This is a genomic window from Leptolyngbya sp. UWPOB_LEPTO1 (genome assembly GCF_017302695.1).
Classification (GTDB): Bacteria; Cyanobacteriota; Cyanobacteriia; order Leptolyngbyales; family Leptolyngbyaceae; genus Leptolyngbya; species Leptolyngbya boryana.
On the sequence record NZ_JAFLCJ010000002.1, the window covers coordinates 329,137 to 344,774 of the forward strand.

At 46.6% G+C, this 15,638-nt stretch carries 22 protein-coding genes and 1 other RNA gene; 10 read left to right on the forward strand and 13 right to left on the reverse strand.

Translation table 11 applies throughout. The annotated features are described in order from the left end of the window. Positions 1–40 precede the first annotated feature (40 nt). Together J0L70_RS04400 and J0L70_RS04405 are read right to left on the reverse strand one after the other, a co-directional pair. A complete protein-coding gene (locus J0L70_RS04400) occupies positions 41–298 on the reverse strand; it encodes a BrnA antitoxin family protein (protein WP_017287702.1) in 258 nt (85 codons plus the stop codon). Positions 299–300: 2 nt separating this feature from the next. Further along, positions 301–567, reverse strand: coding sequence for a BrnT family toxin (locus J0L70_RS04405; protein WP_017287701.1), 267 nt, complete (start codon positions 565–567; stop codon positions 301–303). 170 nt (positions 568–737) lie between these two features. Here J0L70_RS04405 and J0L70_RS04410 point away from each other — a divergent pair, with 170 nt between their 5' ends. From J0L70_RS04410 to cobT, 5 genes are all read left to right on the forward strand, one after another. Further along, entirely contained in the window at positions 738–1,316 is a 579-nt protein-coding gene (locus J0L70_RS04410) for an L-threonylcarbamoyladenylate synthase (RefSeq protein ID WP_287453249.1), read from the forward strand. A 180-nt stretch (positions 1,317–1,496) separates the two neighbouring features. Continuing rightward, positions 1,497–1,850, forward strand: a complete 354-nt coding sequence (locus J0L70_RS04415) for a hypothetical protein (protein WP_287453250.1) — start codon at positions 1,497–1,499, stop codon at positions 1,848–1,850. Positions 1,851–1,937: 87 nt separating this feature from the next. Then, the gene (locus J0L70_RS04420; RefSeq protein WP_051077856.1) at positions 1,938–2,315 is read left to right on the forward strand and encodes a hypothetical protein; all 378 of its coding nucleotides are present in this window, start codon (positions 1,938–1,940) and stop codon (positions 2,313–2,315) included. Continuing rightward, positions 2,308–3,045 carry a DUF2232 domain-containing protein gene (locus tag J0L70_RS04425; RefSeq protein ID WP_287453252.1) on the forward strand — a complete coding sequence of 246 codons (738 nt, stop codon included), beginning with the start codon at positions 2,308–2,310 and terminating at the stop codon, positions 3,043–3,045. Before J0L70_RS04420 ends, J0L70_RS04425 begins: the two co-directional genes overlap by 8 nt. Continuing rightward, positions 3,038–4,141 (forward strand): nicotinate mononucleotide-dependent phosphoribosyltransferase CobT, encoded by a 1,104-nt coding sequence (gene cobT / locus J0L70_RS04430; RefSeq protein ID WP_287453253.1) that lies wholly within the window; start codon positions 3,038–3,040, stop codon positions 4,139–4,141. The genes J0L70_RS04425 and cobT overlap by 8 nt, the downstream gene beginning before the upstream one ends. A gap of 60 nt (positions 4,142–4,201) precedes the next feature. Here cobT and J0L70_RS04435 read toward each other — a convergent pair whose 3' ends face one another. Then, positions 4,202–4,576: a hypothetical protein gene (locus J0L70_RS04435; RefSeq protein ID WP_287453255.1), complete on the reverse strand. Its 375-nt coding sequence runs from the start codon at positions 4,574–4,576 to the stop codon at positions 4,202–4,204. 311 nt (positions 4,577–4,887) lie between these two features. Continuing rightward, positions 4,888–6,195 (reverse strand): guanitoxin biosynthesis MATE family efflux transporter GntT, encoded by a 1,308-nt coding sequence (gene gntT, locus J0L70_RS04440; protein ID WP_287453257.1) that lies wholly within the window; start codon positions 6,193–6,195, stop codon positions 4,888–4,890. Positions 6,196–6,261: 66 nt separating this feature from the next. Here gntT and J0L70_RS04445 point away from each other — a divergent pair, with 66 nt between their 5' ends. Beyond that, a complete protein-coding gene (locus tag J0L70_RS04445; protein ID WP_287453259.1) occupies positions 6,262–6,393 on the forward strand; it encodes a hypothetical protein in 132 nt (43 codons plus the stop codon). Positions 6,394–6,401: 8 nt separating this feature from the next. Here J0L70_RS04445 and dcd read toward each other — a convergent pair whose 3' ends face one another. The 3 genes from dcd to J0L70_RS04460 all read right to left on the reverse strand — a co-directional run bounded on the left by dcd (position 6,402) and on the right by J0L70_RS04460 (position 8,601). After that, positions 6,402–6,983: a dCTP deaminase gene (gene dcd, locus J0L70_RS04450; RefSeq protein WP_017287693.1), complete on the reverse strand. Its 582-nt coding sequence runs from the start codon at positions 6,981–6,983 to the stop codon at positions 6,402–6,404. Positions 6,984–7,047: 64 nt separating this feature from the next. Further along, entirely contained in the window at positions 7,048–7,584 is a 537-nt protein-coding gene (locus J0L70_RS04455) for a P-loop NTPase family protein (protein ID WP_017287692.1), read from the reverse strand. Positions 7,585–7,797: 213 nt separating this feature from the next. After that, positions 7,798–8,601, reverse strand: coding sequence for an MlaE family lipid ABC transporter permease subunit (locus J0L70_RS04460; RefSeq protein ID WP_017287691.1), 804 nt, complete (start codon positions 8,599–8,601; stop codon positions 7,798–7,800). A 108-nt stretch (positions 8,602–8,709) separates the two neighbouring features. On the opposite strand from J0L70_RS04460, the gene corA reads away from it, so the two are divergent. Further along, entirely contained in the window at positions 8,710–9,870 is a 1,161-nt protein-coding gene (corA, locus tag J0L70_RS04465) for a magnesium/cobalt transporter CorA (protein WP_017287690.1), read from the forward strand. Positions 9,871–10,001: 131 nt separating this feature from the next. Here the strand turns inward: corA and J0L70_RS04470 are convergent, their stop codons facing one another. The 3 genes from J0L70_RS04470 to J0L70_RS04480 form a co-directional block, all read right to left on the reverse strand. Beyond that, complete coding sequence (locus tag J0L70_RS04470) at positions 10,002–10,373, reverse strand: phasin family protein (RefSeq protein ID WP_017287689.1); 372 nt, start codon at positions 10,371–10,373, stop codon at positions 10,002–10,004. Positions 10,374–10,485: 112 nt separating this feature from the next. After that, positions 10,486–10,582, reverse strand: an RNA gene (gene ffs, locus J0L70_RS04475) — signal recognition particle sRNA small type. A 49-nt stretch (positions 10,583–10,631) separates the two neighbouring features. Beyond that, positions 10,632–10,898, reverse strand: a complete 267-nt coding sequence (locus tag J0L70_RS04480) for a YciI family protein (protein ID WP_017287688.1) — start codon at positions 10,896–10,898, stop codon at positions 10,632–10,634. Positions 10,899–11,028: 130 nt separating this feature from the next. On the opposite strand from J0L70_RS04480, the gene J0L70_RS04485 reads away from it, so the two are divergent. The 3 genes from J0L70_RS04485 to J0L70_RS04495 are packed head-to-tail and all read left to right on the forward strand — an operon-like array spanning position 11,029 to position 12,953. Further along, positions 11,029–11,586 (forward strand): 2'-5' RNA ligase family protein, encoded by a 558-nt coding sequence (locus J0L70_RS04485; RefSeq protein WP_017287687.1) that lies wholly within the window; start codon positions 11,029–11,031, stop codon positions 11,584–11,586. Next, positions 11,583–12,467, forward strand: a complete 885-nt coding sequence (locus J0L70_RS04490; RefSeq protein WP_287453263.1) for an alpha/beta fold hydrolase — start codon at positions 11,583–11,585, stop codon at positions 12,465–12,467. The genes J0L70_RS04485 and J0L70_RS04490 overlap by 4 nt, the downstream gene beginning before the upstream one ends. Before the next feature lie 30 nt (positions 12,468–12,497). Beyond that, positions 12,498–12,953 (forward strand): DUF29 domain-containing protein, encoded by a 456-nt coding sequence (locus tag J0L70_RS04495; RefSeq protein WP_287453265.1) that lies wholly within the window; start codon positions 12,498–12,500, stop codon positions 12,951–12,953. A gap of 55 nt (positions 12,954–13,008) precedes the next feature. Here J0L70_RS04495 and J0L70_RS04500 read toward each other — a convergent pair whose 3' ends face one another. The 3 genes from J0L70_RS04500 to hisF all read right to left on the reverse strand — a co-directional run bounded on the left by J0L70_RS04500 (position 13,009) and on the right by hisF (position 15,555). After that, positions 13,009–14,244, reverse strand: coding sequence for an AAA family ATPase (locus tag J0L70_RS04500; protein WP_287453267.1), 1,236 nt, complete (start codon positions 14,242–14,244; stop codon positions 13,009–13,011). 80 nt (positions 14,245–14,324) lie between these two features. After that, on the reverse strand, positions 14,325–14,645 hold the full coding sequence (locus J0L70_RS04505; RefSeq protein ID WP_017287683.1) for a hypothetical protein: 321 nt from the start codon (positions 14,643–14,645) through the stop codon (positions 14,325–14,327). Positions 14,646–14,784: 139 nt separating this feature from the next. Further along, positions 14,785–15,555, reverse strand: a complete 771-nt coding sequence (gene hisF, locus J0L70_RS04510; protein ID WP_017287682.1) for an imidazole glycerol phosphate synthase subunit HisF — start codon at positions 15,553–15,555, stop codon at positions 14,785–14,787. Positions 15,556–15,638 lie beyond the last annotated feature (83 nt).

Sequence of the window (15,638 nt, forward strand, 5' to 3'; positions counted from 1 at the left end):
GTCTGTCCGTCACCGCGAACGATTAACCCTCAGTAAAACCTCACTGCTCAATACGCTCTAATTCTTCACGAACAACTCTACGTAGGGTTTCTTCTAAAGGCTCATGGCTCTGTTGAATGTGCTGGCGTAAAGCTTCGTTAATCATCGTTTGATAATTCCCTCCGCCTGCACTGTGAGCTTGTTCACGAAACCATGTTAAAACCTCGTCATCTAATCGAATGGTGATCCGAGTTTTTCCTGCTGGTGTTGGGTCGATCGCCCCTCGTTTCCCCTGGCTAAAATCGTATTCAGCTTCCATAATTATCCTTCCTCATACTGCTGCCGTTCTTGCCGAGTCGCTCTGCGAGCCGAGATAACCCGGATTTCATCGTCCCGCAAGGTGTAGACAACCACCAAAACTCTTCCAAATGCATCGACACCGATCGTGACAAATCGCTCTTCGTCAAACCGCTCATCTGGAATAGTGATTGCCAGATCATCCGAGAAAACGGATACTGCATCAGCGAAGTCAATACCATGCTTGCGAAGATTGGCTGCTGCCTTGTCTCTATTCCATTGGTAAACCATCTCAATTATAGTATGCACACTTGTACATACTACTAGGGGCTTAGCTCTACTACCTCTGCTGACTTGGGAAATTAAGCATCCCAAGTTGTATTAAATTGATTTTTCAGCACTTGGGATCTTCCCAAACATGCAACTCTATCCAAGAGCCACATTCATTCCAACTTTCTTTTATGCCTCAAGTCTCCCTAGCGACCCTAGTTACCTCCGTTCGGGCTGGAACTCATCTTGCTAGCTTCCCGACCGATACCGTCCCTGCACTCGCTGCCAAACCCGATCGAGCCGATCTCATCTTCACCGCTAAACAACGCAGTCTCGACAAACCGCTGATTCTGATGGCAAGTGAGATCGACGAACTCTGGCAATACGTCAAAGGCAGCGATCGCGAACTTGAAATCTGGAACGAAACTGCCCAAAAATATTTACCCGGAGCCTTAACGCTCGTTTTACCATCGAGCGATCGCGTTCCAGCCATTATGAATCCCACTGATCCCACCACGATCGGCGTAAGAGTCCCAAATCATACGCTGGCACGACAGATCTTGGCGCAAACTGGGGCGTTAGCGACAACAAGCGCCAATCGGTCTGGACAGCCCGCTCTATTGTCAATGGATGTGATCGCAACCGAATTTCCAGACGTGCTCATGTTGCCGATTGAATCAGCAGAACCTTTGTCTGGCACACCTTCAACGGTTGTGAAATGGACAGGAGAAGACTGGGCAGTCTTGAGACAAGGGGCAGTCAAACTGTGACGATCGCACAATGATGCGGCTGAGATTCGACTGAACTGCACATGACAAAAGACCGATTGAGGTTCTACCTATTTCTCGATACAGTAGATCCACGCATTCTGCTTATTTCTCAACTCAGACTTGACTTCAGGGCGTTTGATCTCAGGGTTTACTCTCACAGCCTTTCAGCCTGATTGTCTTATGTTAAACGTGTCACCCGCGGATCATGACTCGATCGACGAGACTCCGCTTCATGAAAGTCCCCCTCTGCCGCCGATTCGATCGCTGGAGCGTCTCAGCCTTGATCCGCCTCCTGTCAATCCATGGCGCTATGTTAAGACGGTCAATCGGCGGCGCTATCGAGCAGAGCCGTTTGACCATGCTGCCCCGATTTCGCCTTTGCGCGATCAAGATCTCGCCATTATGTCAAGTTGGTTCGATCGCATTGACATGAACGAAGTTGAACGGGATATCGACTATCATTTGGCACTACTTTATCCAGAGCCACCGTGGGAAGATAGCCTCGATCTCAACTTCTTGCAAGACCACCTTTGACACAGAATTTCATAAAGTTTAGTTGAAAAATGCGGCATTCTTTGAGGTCCGATGCGACTATTGAGAGGCTTGCAACCCTTTAAGAAAATGCTGGATTTAAACTTACTATTTGAACTCTCTAGAGCAAATTGTGTCGGGATTTGCGCGGTGCTGGTTCCCACCAATTTGTTGCTCACTGGTTTGACCTTGACGCTGACAGGTCTAGGTCGCCCCACTCGCCAAGTTTTAATTGCTGCTGGTTTTGCATCGCTATTTTCAGGGGTCATGGTGTTGCATGTGCTCACCTGGTTTTTAGTGGGTGTCGTGATGATGCCGACTTATATTTTGTTGAGTCTTGGCAGTCTCTGTCTGATCACGAATTTGGTTGCGGTTTTCCAACGAAAACAGGTTGAAAGCTTCCTGCGATCGCTTGTGAGAATTTGCACTAAAGTAGATCAGCCCGCCAGTATCAAATTCAATGACTGATTTGCCAAACGATCGAATTGATCCGACTGAACTCGACGAAGAATGGATACCGGACAGCGATCCTACCCCTCACGATATTGAGGATCGCCGTCCGGTTCGTCGTCAAGTCGATCCGGATAGTCCGATCATTATGGTCGAGACTGCATTTATGGCGAGTGCTGCCAGTTTAGTCTGGCTGGTCAATACCTATTTCCCAATGGGTCCGATTTTGCAGATCTTTTTCCCCATTCCGATCGCGTTAATTTATCTGCGGTGGGGAAGTCGGGCAGCTTGGATGGGATGCGCGATCGCGGCTTTGTTACTCTCCGTTTTATTAGCCCCCGTCAGAAGCATTCAATATGTGATGCCCTATGGATTTTTGGGCGTTTTACTCGGTGCGTTGTGGTATCGCCGGGTGAGTTGGTATGTCTCGATTCCACTCGGCACACTGCTCGGCGTATTGGGGTCGTTTTTCCGTATTTGGTTAGTTTCGCTGCTGCTTGGCGATGATCTGTGGCTTTACAGTACGGCTCAGATTACGAACTTTCTCGATTGGATTTTTACGCTGGTCGGCTTGATGGTTCAGCCTTCCTTAGCGTTGGTTCAAGCGTTTGTCTTTGTATCTATTCTGCTGGTAAATACAATTTATCTCTCGGTCGTTCATCTCGTCGCATGGCTACTATTGGATCGCTTAGACTCTCCGATTCCCCGTCCGCCGAACTGGGTGCAAGTGCTATTTGACAATGATTGATGCACTCGCGATTTATACAGAAGTCGATCGAGCAAAGGCTTGGATCGCTCGGCATCAGGGGAAAAACCCTCATTTTGCTTGCATTTTAGGATTTACGGACACGGGATTAATTCCAGGAATTTCTGCTGCGGGTGCAACGCCGCACGATCGTCAATTTACTGCGATCGCAGATGCCGAATTTCTGGTGAATGGCATTCAACCGAATCCTGAATTTCCGCTGCCACCTTTACATGTGGGAATTTCTCCCGTTTTTATTTCTCGCGCAGTGATTGAAGCGCTGAAGATTCCAGTCACCGTTTTTAATGCGGGCTTATCGCGATCGCCTGCCATTCCAGCCGTTGATTTAGGGGGTGCGCCTGCTCGATGTGTGAGTACGGGCAGCGCGATCGATCTGCAAATGGTGCATCACTTATTCAACCAAGGCTTGAAATGGGGTGAAAAGCTAGCTCAAAGTGCAGATTACCTGGTTTTAGGGGAATGTGTCGTCGGCGGGACAACGACGGCTCTCGCTGTGCTGACAGGTTTAGGAATTAATGCGATCGGAAAAATCAATAGCAGTCACCCAGTTTGCAATCACACGCAGAAATGGGAACTCGTGCAGCAAGGACTCAGACAATCACAGTGTGATTTGGTTGGTGATCCGTTTGCAGTCGTTGCTGCGGTCGGTGATCCGATGCAAATTGTTGTAGCAGGAATGATGATCGCAGCCAGCCGAATCTGCGGCGTATTGCTGGCAGGGGGCACGCAGATGTTAGCCGTTTATGCGCTAGCAGCGGCGATTGTGCAGACCAAAGCGATCGCGTGGAATCCAGAGCAAATTCTCATCGGCACAACGCGCTGGGTTGCAGAAGATCCGACCGGGGATACTGTTGGACTGGCAAAAACTTTGCAAAATGTTTCCCTAATTGCGACTCGATTGAGCTTTGCAGAGTCGCGATGGAAAGCCCTGCAAATGTATGAACAAGGCTTTGTCAAAGAAGGTGTAGGAGCGGGTGGATGCGCGATCGCAGCAACGGTCTTCCAGAGCTGGGGACAGGCTGAATTATTAGCCGCGATCGAACATCTTATTGAACAAAGAAACCAACAGACTGAATAGAGCCAATCTATTCGATGAGTTATAAGCACATCGATACATTCATCAACTCACTTCTTTAGGCTAGTGAATGCGCTGTGCCAAAAGTTGTTCTTCTAACGCTGCAATGCGATTATAAGCAGCCGTCAATTGAGCCGTCAGGCGTTGAATCTGGATTTCTGGCGAGAGAGATTTTTCGCCTGTTTGAGACGTGGATTCAACAGTATGGTCATCCGATAAAACATCCTTGTGTTCGAGCGAAGCATTGCCAGAACGCGCATAGGAATAGCTAAACCGACTATTCGAGGTTCCAAAGCTCGATCGACTGATTCCTTGGTTGTTGTCAGCTCTAATTTCGGTCAGTGCTTGCGTCACATTTGACCCTAAATTTTCAATGACTTGATGCAGGGAATCAACCTTGCTATTGAGAGCGTTAATTTGAATTTGGATAGTATCCATTGTTAACCTGTTACCCCTACTTTTCTACGACCTATAGTAGTCATAAATTTCGATTGAACTAGTTTATTCCTGAATCATTTAACGTTTCGTGGCGATTCAAAATGTAGCGAAATATTCACATGAGTAAGGACTTTAATCAAAGTCTCTAAGTGTAAAGTGAATCTAAAGCAAAGCTAAAATCTAAAGCAAAACTAAACTCCAGAGTTCTAGGTTTCATGGGGCTTTCGTGAAATCCTAACCACATAAAAATCAGCTAAATTTCTTTCGTCAAGCTGAAGTTAAAATCTAGCCTATTCTCGACAGAAATTCTTTCAATTCTTGGCAGCTTTCAATTTGAAGGTCAATGGAACTTGTATCGCTAAGGTCACAGCTCTAACTAACATAAAGGTCGTCAGTCCAAGCCAGAGTAAATGGCTCGATCGTAGAACTGTAGCGAATACTGCAATTGGCAAAAATCCAACGAATGTTGCCCAAAGTGATGAGATTCTTAAACTTCGTCCGGCAGTTAATCCTAAGAAATATCCATCTAATAAATAAGCAATTGCTCCAAATCCTAAGACAGGTAAGAGCCAGCCTGTAAAGTGCTGAATTTCGCTCAGAATGGATTGATGATTGGTGAGTAACTGAAATAAAGCGGTTGGAAATGTAATGAAGACGATCGCGAACAAAATGCCAACGCTGACGCAATGAATTCCAGCGATTTTCAGCAAGCGGATTAAGTGCGATCGCGATTGATAATACGTTCCGGCAAGTGTTTCTGTCGCAAAAGCAAATCCATCAATGAAGTAAGCCGAAAACGTGACAACCTGAAGCAGCAACGTGTTGACGGTTAAAACAGTGGTTCCCAAAGTCGAGCTAACATTCGTGAAGATGGCAAACGTTGAAATCAGTGCCAATGTCCGAATCAGCAAATCGCGATTCAGAGTAAAGATCGCTTTGAGTTCAGTCCGATCGAATAATTGCGCGATCGCCACTTGCCCAAAGATGTCTCGACTCATGAACAAACCGACGCAGAGCATCAAATACTGAGCCAAAGCGGTTGATGCGCCTGCTCCCGTGCTTGCCCAGCCCCATTTGACGACAAATAGATAGTCTAAAGTGACATTTGCAATGTTGCTCACCGCAGACAGGAGCAACACTTTCCCACTTTGCGATCGCCCTAAAAACCATCCAAGCAAAACAAAGTTCACCAAGGTCGCAGGCGCACCCCAAATCAATGCATTGTAGAAAGCCTGCCCCGATTCTTTAACTTCTGGAGTCGCGCTGAGAAGGGCAAATCCGAGCGTTTGCAGAGGAGTTTGAAAGATCAGAATCAAAATGCCAATTGAGATCGCGATCCCGCCATTGCGGAGCGCAATCATTCTGACCGCTTCTGAATCATTGCGCCCAATTGCCTGTGCGGTCATCCCGGTCGTTCCCATGCGGAGAAATCCGAACGTCCAGTATAAATAGTTAAAAATTACAGTCGCGATCGCGACTCCTGCCAAGTGACGAATTTCGGTCAAATGTCCCAGGAATGCCACATCGAGTAGACCCGCGATCGGAACGAGCAGATTCGAGATGATGTTAACGATCGCAAGTTGCCAGAAACGGTGCAATAGATTTGAAGAAGAAGACATTACTCAAAAATGAGACGACCTGCATGAATCAAAAAACTCCTCCAAACAAAATTTGGTAAGGCATTCATGCAGCGGTCTATTCATCATAAGCACCAACTCATAAGTACCAAAAGCCGTGAACCTAAAAAAGCTGTGGCGTTACCTCAAGCAGAATATCCCGCCTGTAAAACGCCACAGCTTCAATTGGCAAATCCGTGAACCAGAATTTAGACTCGCGCTAAGGTCACTCGTTCAACTTGATCTTGATATTTACCGCGTCGATCGTCATAACTCACCGCACAGGGCAACCCTTCTAAGAATAACAATTGCACAATACCTTCATTGGCATAAATCCGACAATCTGCACTCGACGAATTCGAGAACTCAAGCGTCAAATGTCCTCTCCATCCCGCCTCTGCTGGAGTCAAATTCGCGATCAAACCAATCCGCGCATAAGTCGATTTGCCAATACAAATCACCGTTACATTATCCGGCACTTCCAACCGTTCCAACGCCACACCCAACCCATAAGAATGAGCGGGCAAAATAAAGAAGCTTCCATTCTCATCGTGATGCAAGGGGGCAGGTTCAAGATTTGCATCGCTAAAATTCTTCGGATCGACCACCGTTCCTGGAATGTGCTTAAAGATCCGAAACTCAGAAGCCGACAAGCGCAAATCATATCCGTAGCTGCTCAACCCGTACGAAATCACAGGCAGCCCTTCAGCACGGCGTACAAGCTGAGGCTCAAAAGGTGTAATCATGCCCTCTTGTGCCATCTGCGAAATCCAGGTGTCGTTCTTGATCATGACGCTGTTTGTTTTAGATTTAGGAGTTTGAATTTTGGATTTTGGATCAGTCGCCAAAATCATCCTACGGTTGGTGAGTGCGGCGCAGTTCCGTGATTTGATCCGCTACATCTAAAATCGCTTCAGGCATATCAGGCCCCGTCAAAATCACATCCACATGACGCGGACGATTTTGCAAAAAGTCAAGCACTTCAACCTCGGGAATAAACCCAAAATGAATCGCCAAACTTAGCTCGTCTAAAACCACTAAGTCGTAACGATTTTGCTCAACAACTCGGCGGGTATGCTGCCAAAGCTCTAACAGCGATCGCGCTTCTTGTGGATCAATCTGAGGGGTGTCAATGCACCGCACCACATTGCACCGAATCCAATCGAGATTCTGGCTCAACTGCATCGGTCGATCGTATCCCTGCCCGATGCCCCCTTTGAGAAACTGCACCACCAAAACAGGTGTGCCCTGCCCTGCAATCCGCATCGCCTGCGCCATCACCCCAGTAAAAAAACTGCGATGAAACGAGGTAAACACCTGCACCAATCCTTCCACGCTCAGATTGCGCGATCGTGGTGCATCAAACGTCGGTGTCTCAACTTGCGAAACCATAGGGGTTATCTCTCTAAATTAGGGCGAATGAATTTAGATATAGCGTCTCTTTCCAAGCCGCTTCACTATAAAACACTACATATAGTCAAGCGTCAAGATCTTTCTGACTAGATTTTCCCTGATGCCCATAAAGATACAGAAAAATCTGCAAGAAGTACAGACGTTCTGAGTAGAAAAACTGTCAATCAATCGTATGAATTTTGCAGAAAACAACTACAATCCTCGCCCAAGCGCCTGTCCTGGGCCTTGAAACATTAACCAAGACAAGAAGAAATTCACGACAAAAATGGCTAGCAGCGACGTGACAACGGCAGTTGTTGTGGATTGTCCCACTCCTTTCGCACCTCCGGTTGTCGTCAGTCCCCAACTCGACCCAATGACCGCAATCAACGCTCCAAAAACAAATCCCTTAATCGGCGAACTGCATAAATCCCACACACTTAAGAAATTTTTTGCCGAATTCAGAAAAACATTATGCGAGATGCCATACAGCCATTCCGCAATAAACATTCCCCCTGTCATCCCCGTTACGAGAGAGAGCAAGGTCAAAATCGGCAACATCAAACAGCACGCAATCACACGGGGGATGACCAGATAATCGATCGGATCAGTTCTCAACATATACAAAGCATCAATCTGCTCTGTCACTCGCATTGTCCCGATTTCTGCTGCAAATGCCGACCCCACCCGTCCCGCTAAAATTACCGCAGTCAGAACCGGAGCTAACTCGCGGGACAGCGAAATTGCCAAAACTCCGCCAACTGCCGTTCCAGCACCCAAATTAATAAACTCGCGAGCGACTTGAATCGTAAATACAGCGCCGACAAACATCGCCGTCAACAATGCAATCAACAGCGATTCTGGGCCTACGGCTGCCATCTGCTCCACTGTATTTCGACGATTCAGTTTACGGGACAACAAATGGACGATCACTTGTCCCCCCAGTAAAATGGCGGCAATCAAGCGTCGGCTCCATCGTCCTAATGCAGAAGAAGAGTTATCGGGCGATTCAGTCAAAGGGCACTCCCTTGTTCAAAGTCGATCGAAGCATATCAGGTATTAGTTATAGCTGAGTTTGATTCGATTACAGTAGAAAGACTTCTGTTGATTGTAAGGGGATTGAGCATGGTAGGAAAGCGAATTCAACTGACGAGTCTGGTCGTCGATCCGGACGATGACGATCAATCGATCGAATATCACTACGATGCTCCCGGAACGGTTCCTGGAACGCTAACAATTCCCAAAGACGCAGAACCTCCAGTGATTGATCTGATCGATTACAACGAGGAAAATGCTGTGCGTTTGCCCATTGATCAACCTGAAAAATGCCAACCTTACCTTGATACAGAATCGGTTTCTTGGGTCGATGTGCGTGGCTTAGGGAGTGAAGATATCTTGCTGCGACTGGGACGAGTCTTTAGTCTGCATCCGCTGTTGTTGGAAGACGTGGTGAATGTGCCGCAGCGTCCAAAAATGGAGGAATACGATGACCAGGTGGTCATTATTACGCGAATGGTCGTTTTGAAAGAGTCAGGCAAAGGATTTTATTCAGAACAGGTGAGTTTGATTCTGGGCAAACATTACGTTTTATCGGTTCAGGAAGAATCGAAACATGACTGCTTTGGTATCGTGCGCGATCGCATTCGTTCTGGAAAAGGTTCGATTCGCAAACGCAATGCAGATTATCTTGCCTATGCCTTACTAGACGCGATCGTAGATGGCTTTTTCCCGATTCTCGAAGTCTATGGAGAGGAAATTGAAGAACTCGAAGAAGAAGTCGTTGAGAGTCCAAGTCGACAGACGCTAGAAAAGATTCATCACGTCAAGCGAGAACTTTTAACCCTACGGCGATCGATCTGGCCGCTCCGAGATGCCATCAATTCTCTGATCCGAGATAGCAGCAATGATCTCGTCAGTGAAGAGGCGAAGATCTATCTGCGTGATTGCTACGATCACACGGTTCAGGTACTAGACATGGTTGAAACCTATCGCGAACTGGCTGCAAGTTTGATGGATGTGTATCTTTCCTCAGTCAGCAATCGAATGAATGAAATCATGAAAGTGCTCACTGTAATTTCAACCATTTTCATTCCCTTGACGTTTGTAGCTGGCGTTTATGGAATGAATTTCAATCCGGAGAAGTCGCCGTTAAATATGCCCGAATTGAATTGGTATTGGGGATATCCGGTCTGCTGGGCAGTCATGTTGTCGATCGCGATCGCGCTAGTCTTCTATTTCAAACGCAAAGGCTGGTTTGAAGATTTTGCCACCACTGTCAAAAAATAAGGCTTTCAAAAAGTAGAGTGTTCAGAAATCTCTACCAATTCACCACGATTGATAGGGAGAGGGGGAGCCATCTAAGTTTGCATTCTCTCCCCCTCCCCAATCCAAAATTGCTGATGACTAGGAACCCTACTTTAATTCTTCTTCAATCGCCGCAATTCTTCCTGTAGATCTGCAACCTGTTGACGCATCTCATCGACTGTTGTTGTCGTCTGGGTGGGTGCAGGCTCATCATCATCTAAAATCTCGATTTTGCGCGGCTCAGTCGGCTTTTCACTCTCTGAAGTTGGAGCAGACACACTAGGTTGTTGCGCTCGCTGCACCATCTCATCGACAAAACGGCGCGCCTCTTCTGAACTCATCTCACCGCGTGCCACCATCTCATCCGCCAGCTTTTGCACCTGCGATCGCAGTTCGGTCAACTTCTCGCCAGCTTTCTCACCCGCGTAGGAAGCAACTCCAATCCCTAAATACATCGCTTTTTGTACAATATCTCCCAAACCCATAACAATCGCGCTCCTGGTACTCGTTACCTCCAAGATACGCAGAATTCCACCGATTGCCCAGAGTGAAAAATCCGATGAGTCGGAGTGAAGAGAACCGACCCTTTAAAACGAAGGCGACCCGGAGACTACGCCTACCATAAGCATCCCGTATTGCTGCTACCTTCCGGTCCTGACAAAGTTTGGGCGTTACGATCGCATAGATCCGAGTCATTTACTAGCATAGCACTCTCTGTGACAGACCGATGACAAATTCTGAAGTTATTCCACGACCACCTTCCATTCATACAGCTTGTAATGGACACAGTGATTGCGAATCAGCGGATCTTCAAGAATGATTTTTTCGGCTTCATCCATCGATTTTGCCTTAAACATCAACATTCCACCGCCAAAACAACCCCAATACCCGGTCTTTGCCTCATAGCCCTTCGCAATCAAATCTTTTACAAATGCTTTATGGGCTGGCACGTACCGATCAAATGTCGCTTTATCGACAATTCCTTCTTCAATTTTGACGAACCAAGGCATTGACCGCTTTCCTCTATCATTTTTGTCAAAGGGAACCTATGCTGTAGCTTAAGATCGCGACAGCAGTGGAGTAAAGTTTTTACGTGACTTTAAGGGGCGTGAGTCAGTTTTTTCCTAAGTAGAGCAGCTTATGAACGCAGAGCACTTATTTTTCATTGCGTTGCTACCCCCACAAGCAATTCAAAACTATGCTACCGAAGTTAAATGCCATTTTGATCAGTACTATGACAGTCGTCATGCTTTCAACTCACCTCCGCATATCACGCTATTTCCACCATTTAAATGGAGACATCAGCGCTTAGATATACTGACTGAATCTCTTGCTACTTTTACGACGAAACACCCTGCTATTTCTATTACACTAGATGGCTTCGGGGCTTTTCCACCGCGTGTGATTTTTATTCATGTCGATCGCTCTGATGCGCTCTTAAATCTCCATCAAAAGTTGATTGAGCACCTAGAAACCTCGATCGAACTCAGTGATCCCAGAGAGAACTCCCGTCCCTATGCACCCCATATGACGGTCGCATTTCGCGATCTAACCCCAGAGAATTTTAAACTTGCCTGGAAAGAATTTAAAGCGCAACCGTTACATTTTGAATTTGACGCGACTCATCTGACACTACTTAAACACGATGGGCAACGCTGGCAAATTCATGCTGAATTTCCCTTTAAAGTGGAGAGATGAAGCAACTTAACAAAACCCAGTTTTATCAATGGAATCAGTATCGATGCGCCTATGACTTTCACGAAGGTCAGGGTGTTCCGCTGCTGTTAATTCATCCAATCGGGGTTGGTCTTTCGCGTCAGTTCTGGCAACGATTCATCAATTCTTGGCGACCGAATCCGATTTACAACCCTGATTTACTCGGCTGTGGCGACTCTGATATGCCGCGAATTGCTTATGCGCCGATCGATTGGGCACGTCAACTGCAATTCTTTTTGCAAACCGTGATCAAAACCCCTGCGATCGTGGTTGCTCAAGGAGCGCTATCTCCAGTCGCGATCGAGCTTGCCAATATCGAACCGGATCTTGTTAAAGCGATCGTGCTGAGCGGTTCTCCTGCAATGTCGCTGTTGAGTCGAGACACTTCAGAAACCTCCCATCGAATCGCCTGGAATCTGTTCGATTCTCCGTTTGGAAATGCCTTTTATCGCTATGCTCGTCGCACTAAGTTCCTAAGACGATTTTCGATTCGCCAACTGTTTGCGAATGAAACTCAAGTTGATTCTGAATGGCTATCGACGTTGAAACAAGGATCAGACGATTTAGAAAGTCGTCATGCGGTGTTTGCGTTTTTATCGAGCTTTTGGCGGCAGGATTACACAGACAGAATGACAAAGATTCAGCAACCTGTTTTGGCAGTTTTTGGAGATAAAGCTTCGAGTATTAGCCGAGAGGGGAAAGGGGAGAAAGTTCGCGATCGCTTAAACGATTACCTCGAACAATTTCCGAATTCTGAAGGTGTCATCATTCCCGGTCGAAATGTATTGCCCTATGAATCGACTCAGGAATTTGTGGATAGTATTGCGGGGTTTGTGCGATCGCACTCCGAACGATCTGAGTGACAATAAACCAAAAAATCATGAGGCATAGCGATGTCAAATGAACTGAAAGCCAGTCAAAAAACTCTTTATGAAACCGATTTTGTTCAATGGATTGAGACGACAGTGGAGCAATTGCGATCTCAAAACTACAGTTGTGTGGATTGGCAAAACCTGATTGAAGAAATCGAAGATATGTCAAGACGGGAGCGGAAAAGTCTCAAAAGCAATCTCGTGGTGATTCTGCTTCACCTGCTGAAATGGCAACATCAACCAGAGTTGCGAAGTGGAAGTTGGCGGGGCAGTATTCGAGAACATCGTCGGCGAGTCAACGATGACTTGAAAGATTCACCAAGCTTAATTCCCTATTTTCAAGAGGTTTTTGCGGAATGCTATGCGAATGCTCGTGAGCAGGCAGCAGACGAAACGGGTTGGCCGTTAGAAACTTTTCCCGTGAATTGCCCTTATTTTCCTGAGCAAGTACTGAATTCTGAGTATCTGCCAGATTGAGAATGATTGAATGGCTGCTTAGCCAGAGCATGAAACTCCTTTAGCATTGAGATTCCTAGCCTGCATGATTGTAAGCAGGACGATGCACGATCGTTTCCGTCACTCTTTGACGATCGCGAATTCCAACTAATCGAATGTAATCTTTCTGATGCTCATTCAAGCAAGTCTCTAACGCTGCAATTGCTGCTGCTCCATCTCCTTCAAACATGCCATAACAGCTCCAGGAATTCATTTTGAATCGGCGATCGTCTACGACTTCAATGCCGAGTCGCTGTCCTTGTCCCAAAATACGATTCACCTCTCCAACAATTTCAGAAGTAAGCCGCGTACTCGAAGGCTTGCCGCTATAGCTACGAGCGGGTTCAGGTTCAGGGTCGGGAGTCATTTTAATTTCGCCCAATCCTCGATTCTTAATCGTTTGATTGTATTCCTCAACCAAACGCAATTCTTGTAATCGTTTCTGTTCGCGCACCATTGCCGCGCCCACTTCTAGTAAGTGAGGCAGACTGAAATCTGGTCGGCGGAACTCTGGCGGTTTTTCTGTACTATTGACCACTCGCTGAGAAATACGATCGAGCCCGACATCATCAATCAATCTGCGAATTTGCTCATCGTACAACCGCGATCGCAATGCACCAAAGAAATCGATCGATTGCTCCGGAAAGTGATCAACGAGTTGTTCAATATCGCGGTGTGCAACTTGATCGATTTCAAAAATTCCGCTGACAATCCCAACGCGATCGTCACGATCAGGTTCCCAGAAAAACTTATCCATCCGTCCGTCACGGGTCAGCGGCGCATACAACGTCGAGAAATCATTTCCGGTCAAAATAATCGGAATCCGTTGCGTCGGCTCGGCATCATAACTGCCTGGAAGCTGAACATTAGTCGGATTATCCGCAATGTTCATCAATGTCCCATGCACCAGTTGCGTATTGACGGTGTACTGCGTGAACTGATCAACCCGTCCCGCACCCGCATCAAAATCATTAATTAGCAGAACCGCCATTTTGCCGCGAACTTTCACCAATTCGCCTGCTTCTCGGTATCTCAGCCGAATCAACCGTCCTGGATCGCCCGCATCAGGACTTTCTAATTCCCCGGCTGACATATAAACTGCCTCAAGTCCCATGCGCTCAAACACCAGATCGCACTGGAACGATTTTCCTTCACCTTTGCGCCCGTGAATGCCCAAAATTAGAGGTGCTTTCACATTCGGCAGCGCCAGATAGTTCTTTGTAATATGAACCGCAAGCTTATCGAGGAAACGGGGAGCGATGTAATAACTCATAAAAATCCCACTAAAAAATGGCGTAAGACGACTTACCCCATTTGTCAAAATTTCATAACACTTGTTTATCGTAATCGAATTTATGGCGAAATGTTTCGCACAGCCTGAGAAATTGAGCGAGATGCCGAAGCACTCATATACATCTGATCTTGTTCTTCTAAATAGCGGGCAACCGACTCGTAGGCTTCCTGATTCAAGGCAGTTTCACGGGGAGAGAGATGACTCACATATCCCATGTAATTGCCCATGACAAAATAGACACCAACCAGTGCTGATGCTGCCACTGCGACCAATGTGCCAGCCAGCATCAGGGAAAACTCTTTTTGCTCGATCGCTTCTTGCATTAGGTGCAATGCCCAAGCTACAAGAGCAATGACAATAAATAAGATTGTTATCACCATAGTTTACACATTGTAACAGATGCTCAGAAAAGAGCATCCCTGTAGAAACACGATTTGAATCGCATTTTTCTAATCTTGGTGGTAGCAGATTCTTATCAGTCGATTTTGAAAATGCTCGTCCGCTCTGAGTCTCGTCATTCTATGTCGCTCGAACGGTGATTGCACGATCGCTTAAGTATGTCTTTATTTGTTGAACGCTTAACTGACCGTAATGTAACAAAGACGCTAATAAAGCCGCCTCAGCTTTACCTTCTGTTACAGCTTGATAAATATGTTCACAATTTCCTGCACCTCCTGAGGCAATCACAGGAATTTCAACTTGAGACGCGATCGTTGAAGTCAAATCCAAATCGTATCCGGCTTGCGTTCCATCCGCATCCATGCTGGTGATCAGCAATTCTCCTGCACCTCGCTGCGCCATTTCCTTTGCCCAAGAAACCGCATCAATTCCGGTATTTTCCCGTCCACCTCGAACGTAAACATCCCAACCTGGATTTTCAGGATCTTGGCGACGACGCGCATCAATGGCAACGACAATGCATTGGACTCCAAAGCGATCGCTGGCTCGATTAATCAAATCCGGATCTCGAACGGCTGCCGAATTAATACTGACTTTATCGGCTCCGGCTCTCAATAATTTCTTAATCGTGTCGAGATTCTGAATTCCACCGCCAACCGTCAGTGGAATAAAAACTTGTTCTGCTGTGCGATACACCACATCATAAATAATGTCGCGATCTTCATGAGTCGCGGTGATATCAAGAAACACCAATTCATCCGCACCCGCTTCGTTATAAGCCTGTGCAAGTTCCACCGGATCGCCTGCATCTCTCAGATCAACAAAATTGACTCCTTTGACTACACGCCCTGCTTTCACGTCCAAGCAAGGCAAAATTCGCTTCGCCAGCATTCCCGATTTCCTCTTGAATTGATTCTGTACAAAAGTGTCGATCTTCGTTTCTCTACATCTCAGTGGAGATCCATCTACCTGCA

Excerpts from the sequence above, each read along its gene's own strand:
- J0L70_RS04400 (WP_017287702.1), bottom strand. The coding sequence starts at position 298 with ATGGAAGCTGAATACGATTTTAGCCAGGGGAAACGAGGGGCGATCGAC.
- J0L70_RS04470 (WP_017287689.1), bottom strand. The coding sequence starts at position 10,373 with ATGGGTTTGGGAGATATTGTACAAAAAGCGATGTATTTAGGGATTGGA.
- J0L70_RS04420 (WP_051077856.1), top strand. The coding sequence starts at position 1,938 with ATGCTGGATTTAAACTTACTATTTGAACTCTCTAGAGCAAATTGTGTC.
- J0L70_RS04410 (WP_287453249.1), top strand. The coding sequence starts at position 738 with ATGCCTCAAGTCTCCCTAGCGACCCTAGTTACCTCCGTTCGGGCTGGA.
- cobT (WP_287453253.1), top strand. The coding sequence starts at position 3,038 with ATGATTGATGCACTCGCGATTTATACAGAAGTCGATCGAGCAAAGGCT.
- J0L70_RS04490 (WP_287453263.1), top strand. The coding sequence starts at position 11,583 with ATGAAGCAACTTAACAAAACCCAGTTTTATCAATGGAATCAGTATCGA.
- hisF (WP_017287682.1), bottom strand. The coding sequence starts at position 15,555 with ATGCTGGCGAAGCGAATTTTGCCTTGCTTGGACGTGAAAGCAGGGCGT.
- J0L70_RS04435 (WP_287453255.1), bottom strand. The coding sequence starts at position 4,576 with ATGGATACTATCCAAATTCAAATTAACGCTCTCAATAGCAAGGTTGAT.
- J0L70_RS04495 (WP_287453265.1), top strand. The coding sequence starts at position 12,498 with ATGTCAAATGAACTGAAAGCCAGTCAAAAAACTCTTTATGAAACCGAT.
- dcd (WP_017287693.1), bottom strand. The coding sequence starts at position 6,983 with ATGATCAAGAACGACACCTGGATTTCGCAGATGGCACAAGAGGGCATG.
- J0L70_RS04500 (WP_287453267.1), bottom strand. The coding sequence starts at position 14,244 with ATGAGTTATTACATCGCTCCCCGTTTCCTCGATAAGCTTGCGGTTCAT.
- J0L70_RS04425 (WP_287453252.1), top strand. The coding sequence starts at position 2,308 with ATGACTGATTTGCCAAACGATCGAATTGATCCGACTGAACTCGACGAA.
- J0L70_RS04405 (WP_017287701.1), bottom strand. The coding sequence starts at position 567 with ATGGTTTACCAATGGAATAGAGACAAGGCAGCAGCCAATCTTCGCAAG.
- J0L70_RS04505 (WP_017287683.1), bottom strand. The coding sequence starts at position 14,645 with ATGGTGATAACAATCTTATTTATTGTCATTGCTCTTGTAGCTTGGGCA.
- gntT (WP_287453257.1), bottom strand. The coding sequence starts at position 6,195 with ATGTCTTCTTCTTCAAATCTATTGCACCGTTTCTGGCAACTTGCGATC.
- J0L70_RS04485 (WP_017287687.1), top strand. The coding sequence starts at position 11,029 with ATGAACGCAGAGCACTTATTTTTCATTGCGTTGCTACCCCCACAAGCA.
- J0L70_RS04415 (WP_287453250.1), top strand. The coding sequence starts at position 1,497 with ATGTTAAACGTGTCACCCGCGGATCATGACTCGATCGACGAGACTCCG.
- J0L70_RS04480 (WP_017287688.1), bottom strand. The coding sequence starts at position 10,898 with ATGCCTTGGTTCGTCAAAATTGAAGAAGGAATTGTCGATAAAGCGACA.
- J0L70_RS04445 (WP_287453259.1), top strand. The coding sequence starts at position 6,262 with ATGCAGCGGTCTATTCATCATAAGCACCAACTCATAAGTACCAAAAGC.
- J0L70_RS04455 (WP_017287692.1), bottom strand. The coding sequence starts at position 7,584 with ATGGTTTCGCAAGTTGAGACACCGACGTTTGATGCACCACGATCGCGC.
- corA (WP_017287690.1), top strand. The coding sequence starts at position 8,710 with ATGGTAGGAAAGCGAATTCAACTGACGAGTCTGGTCGTCGATCCGGAC.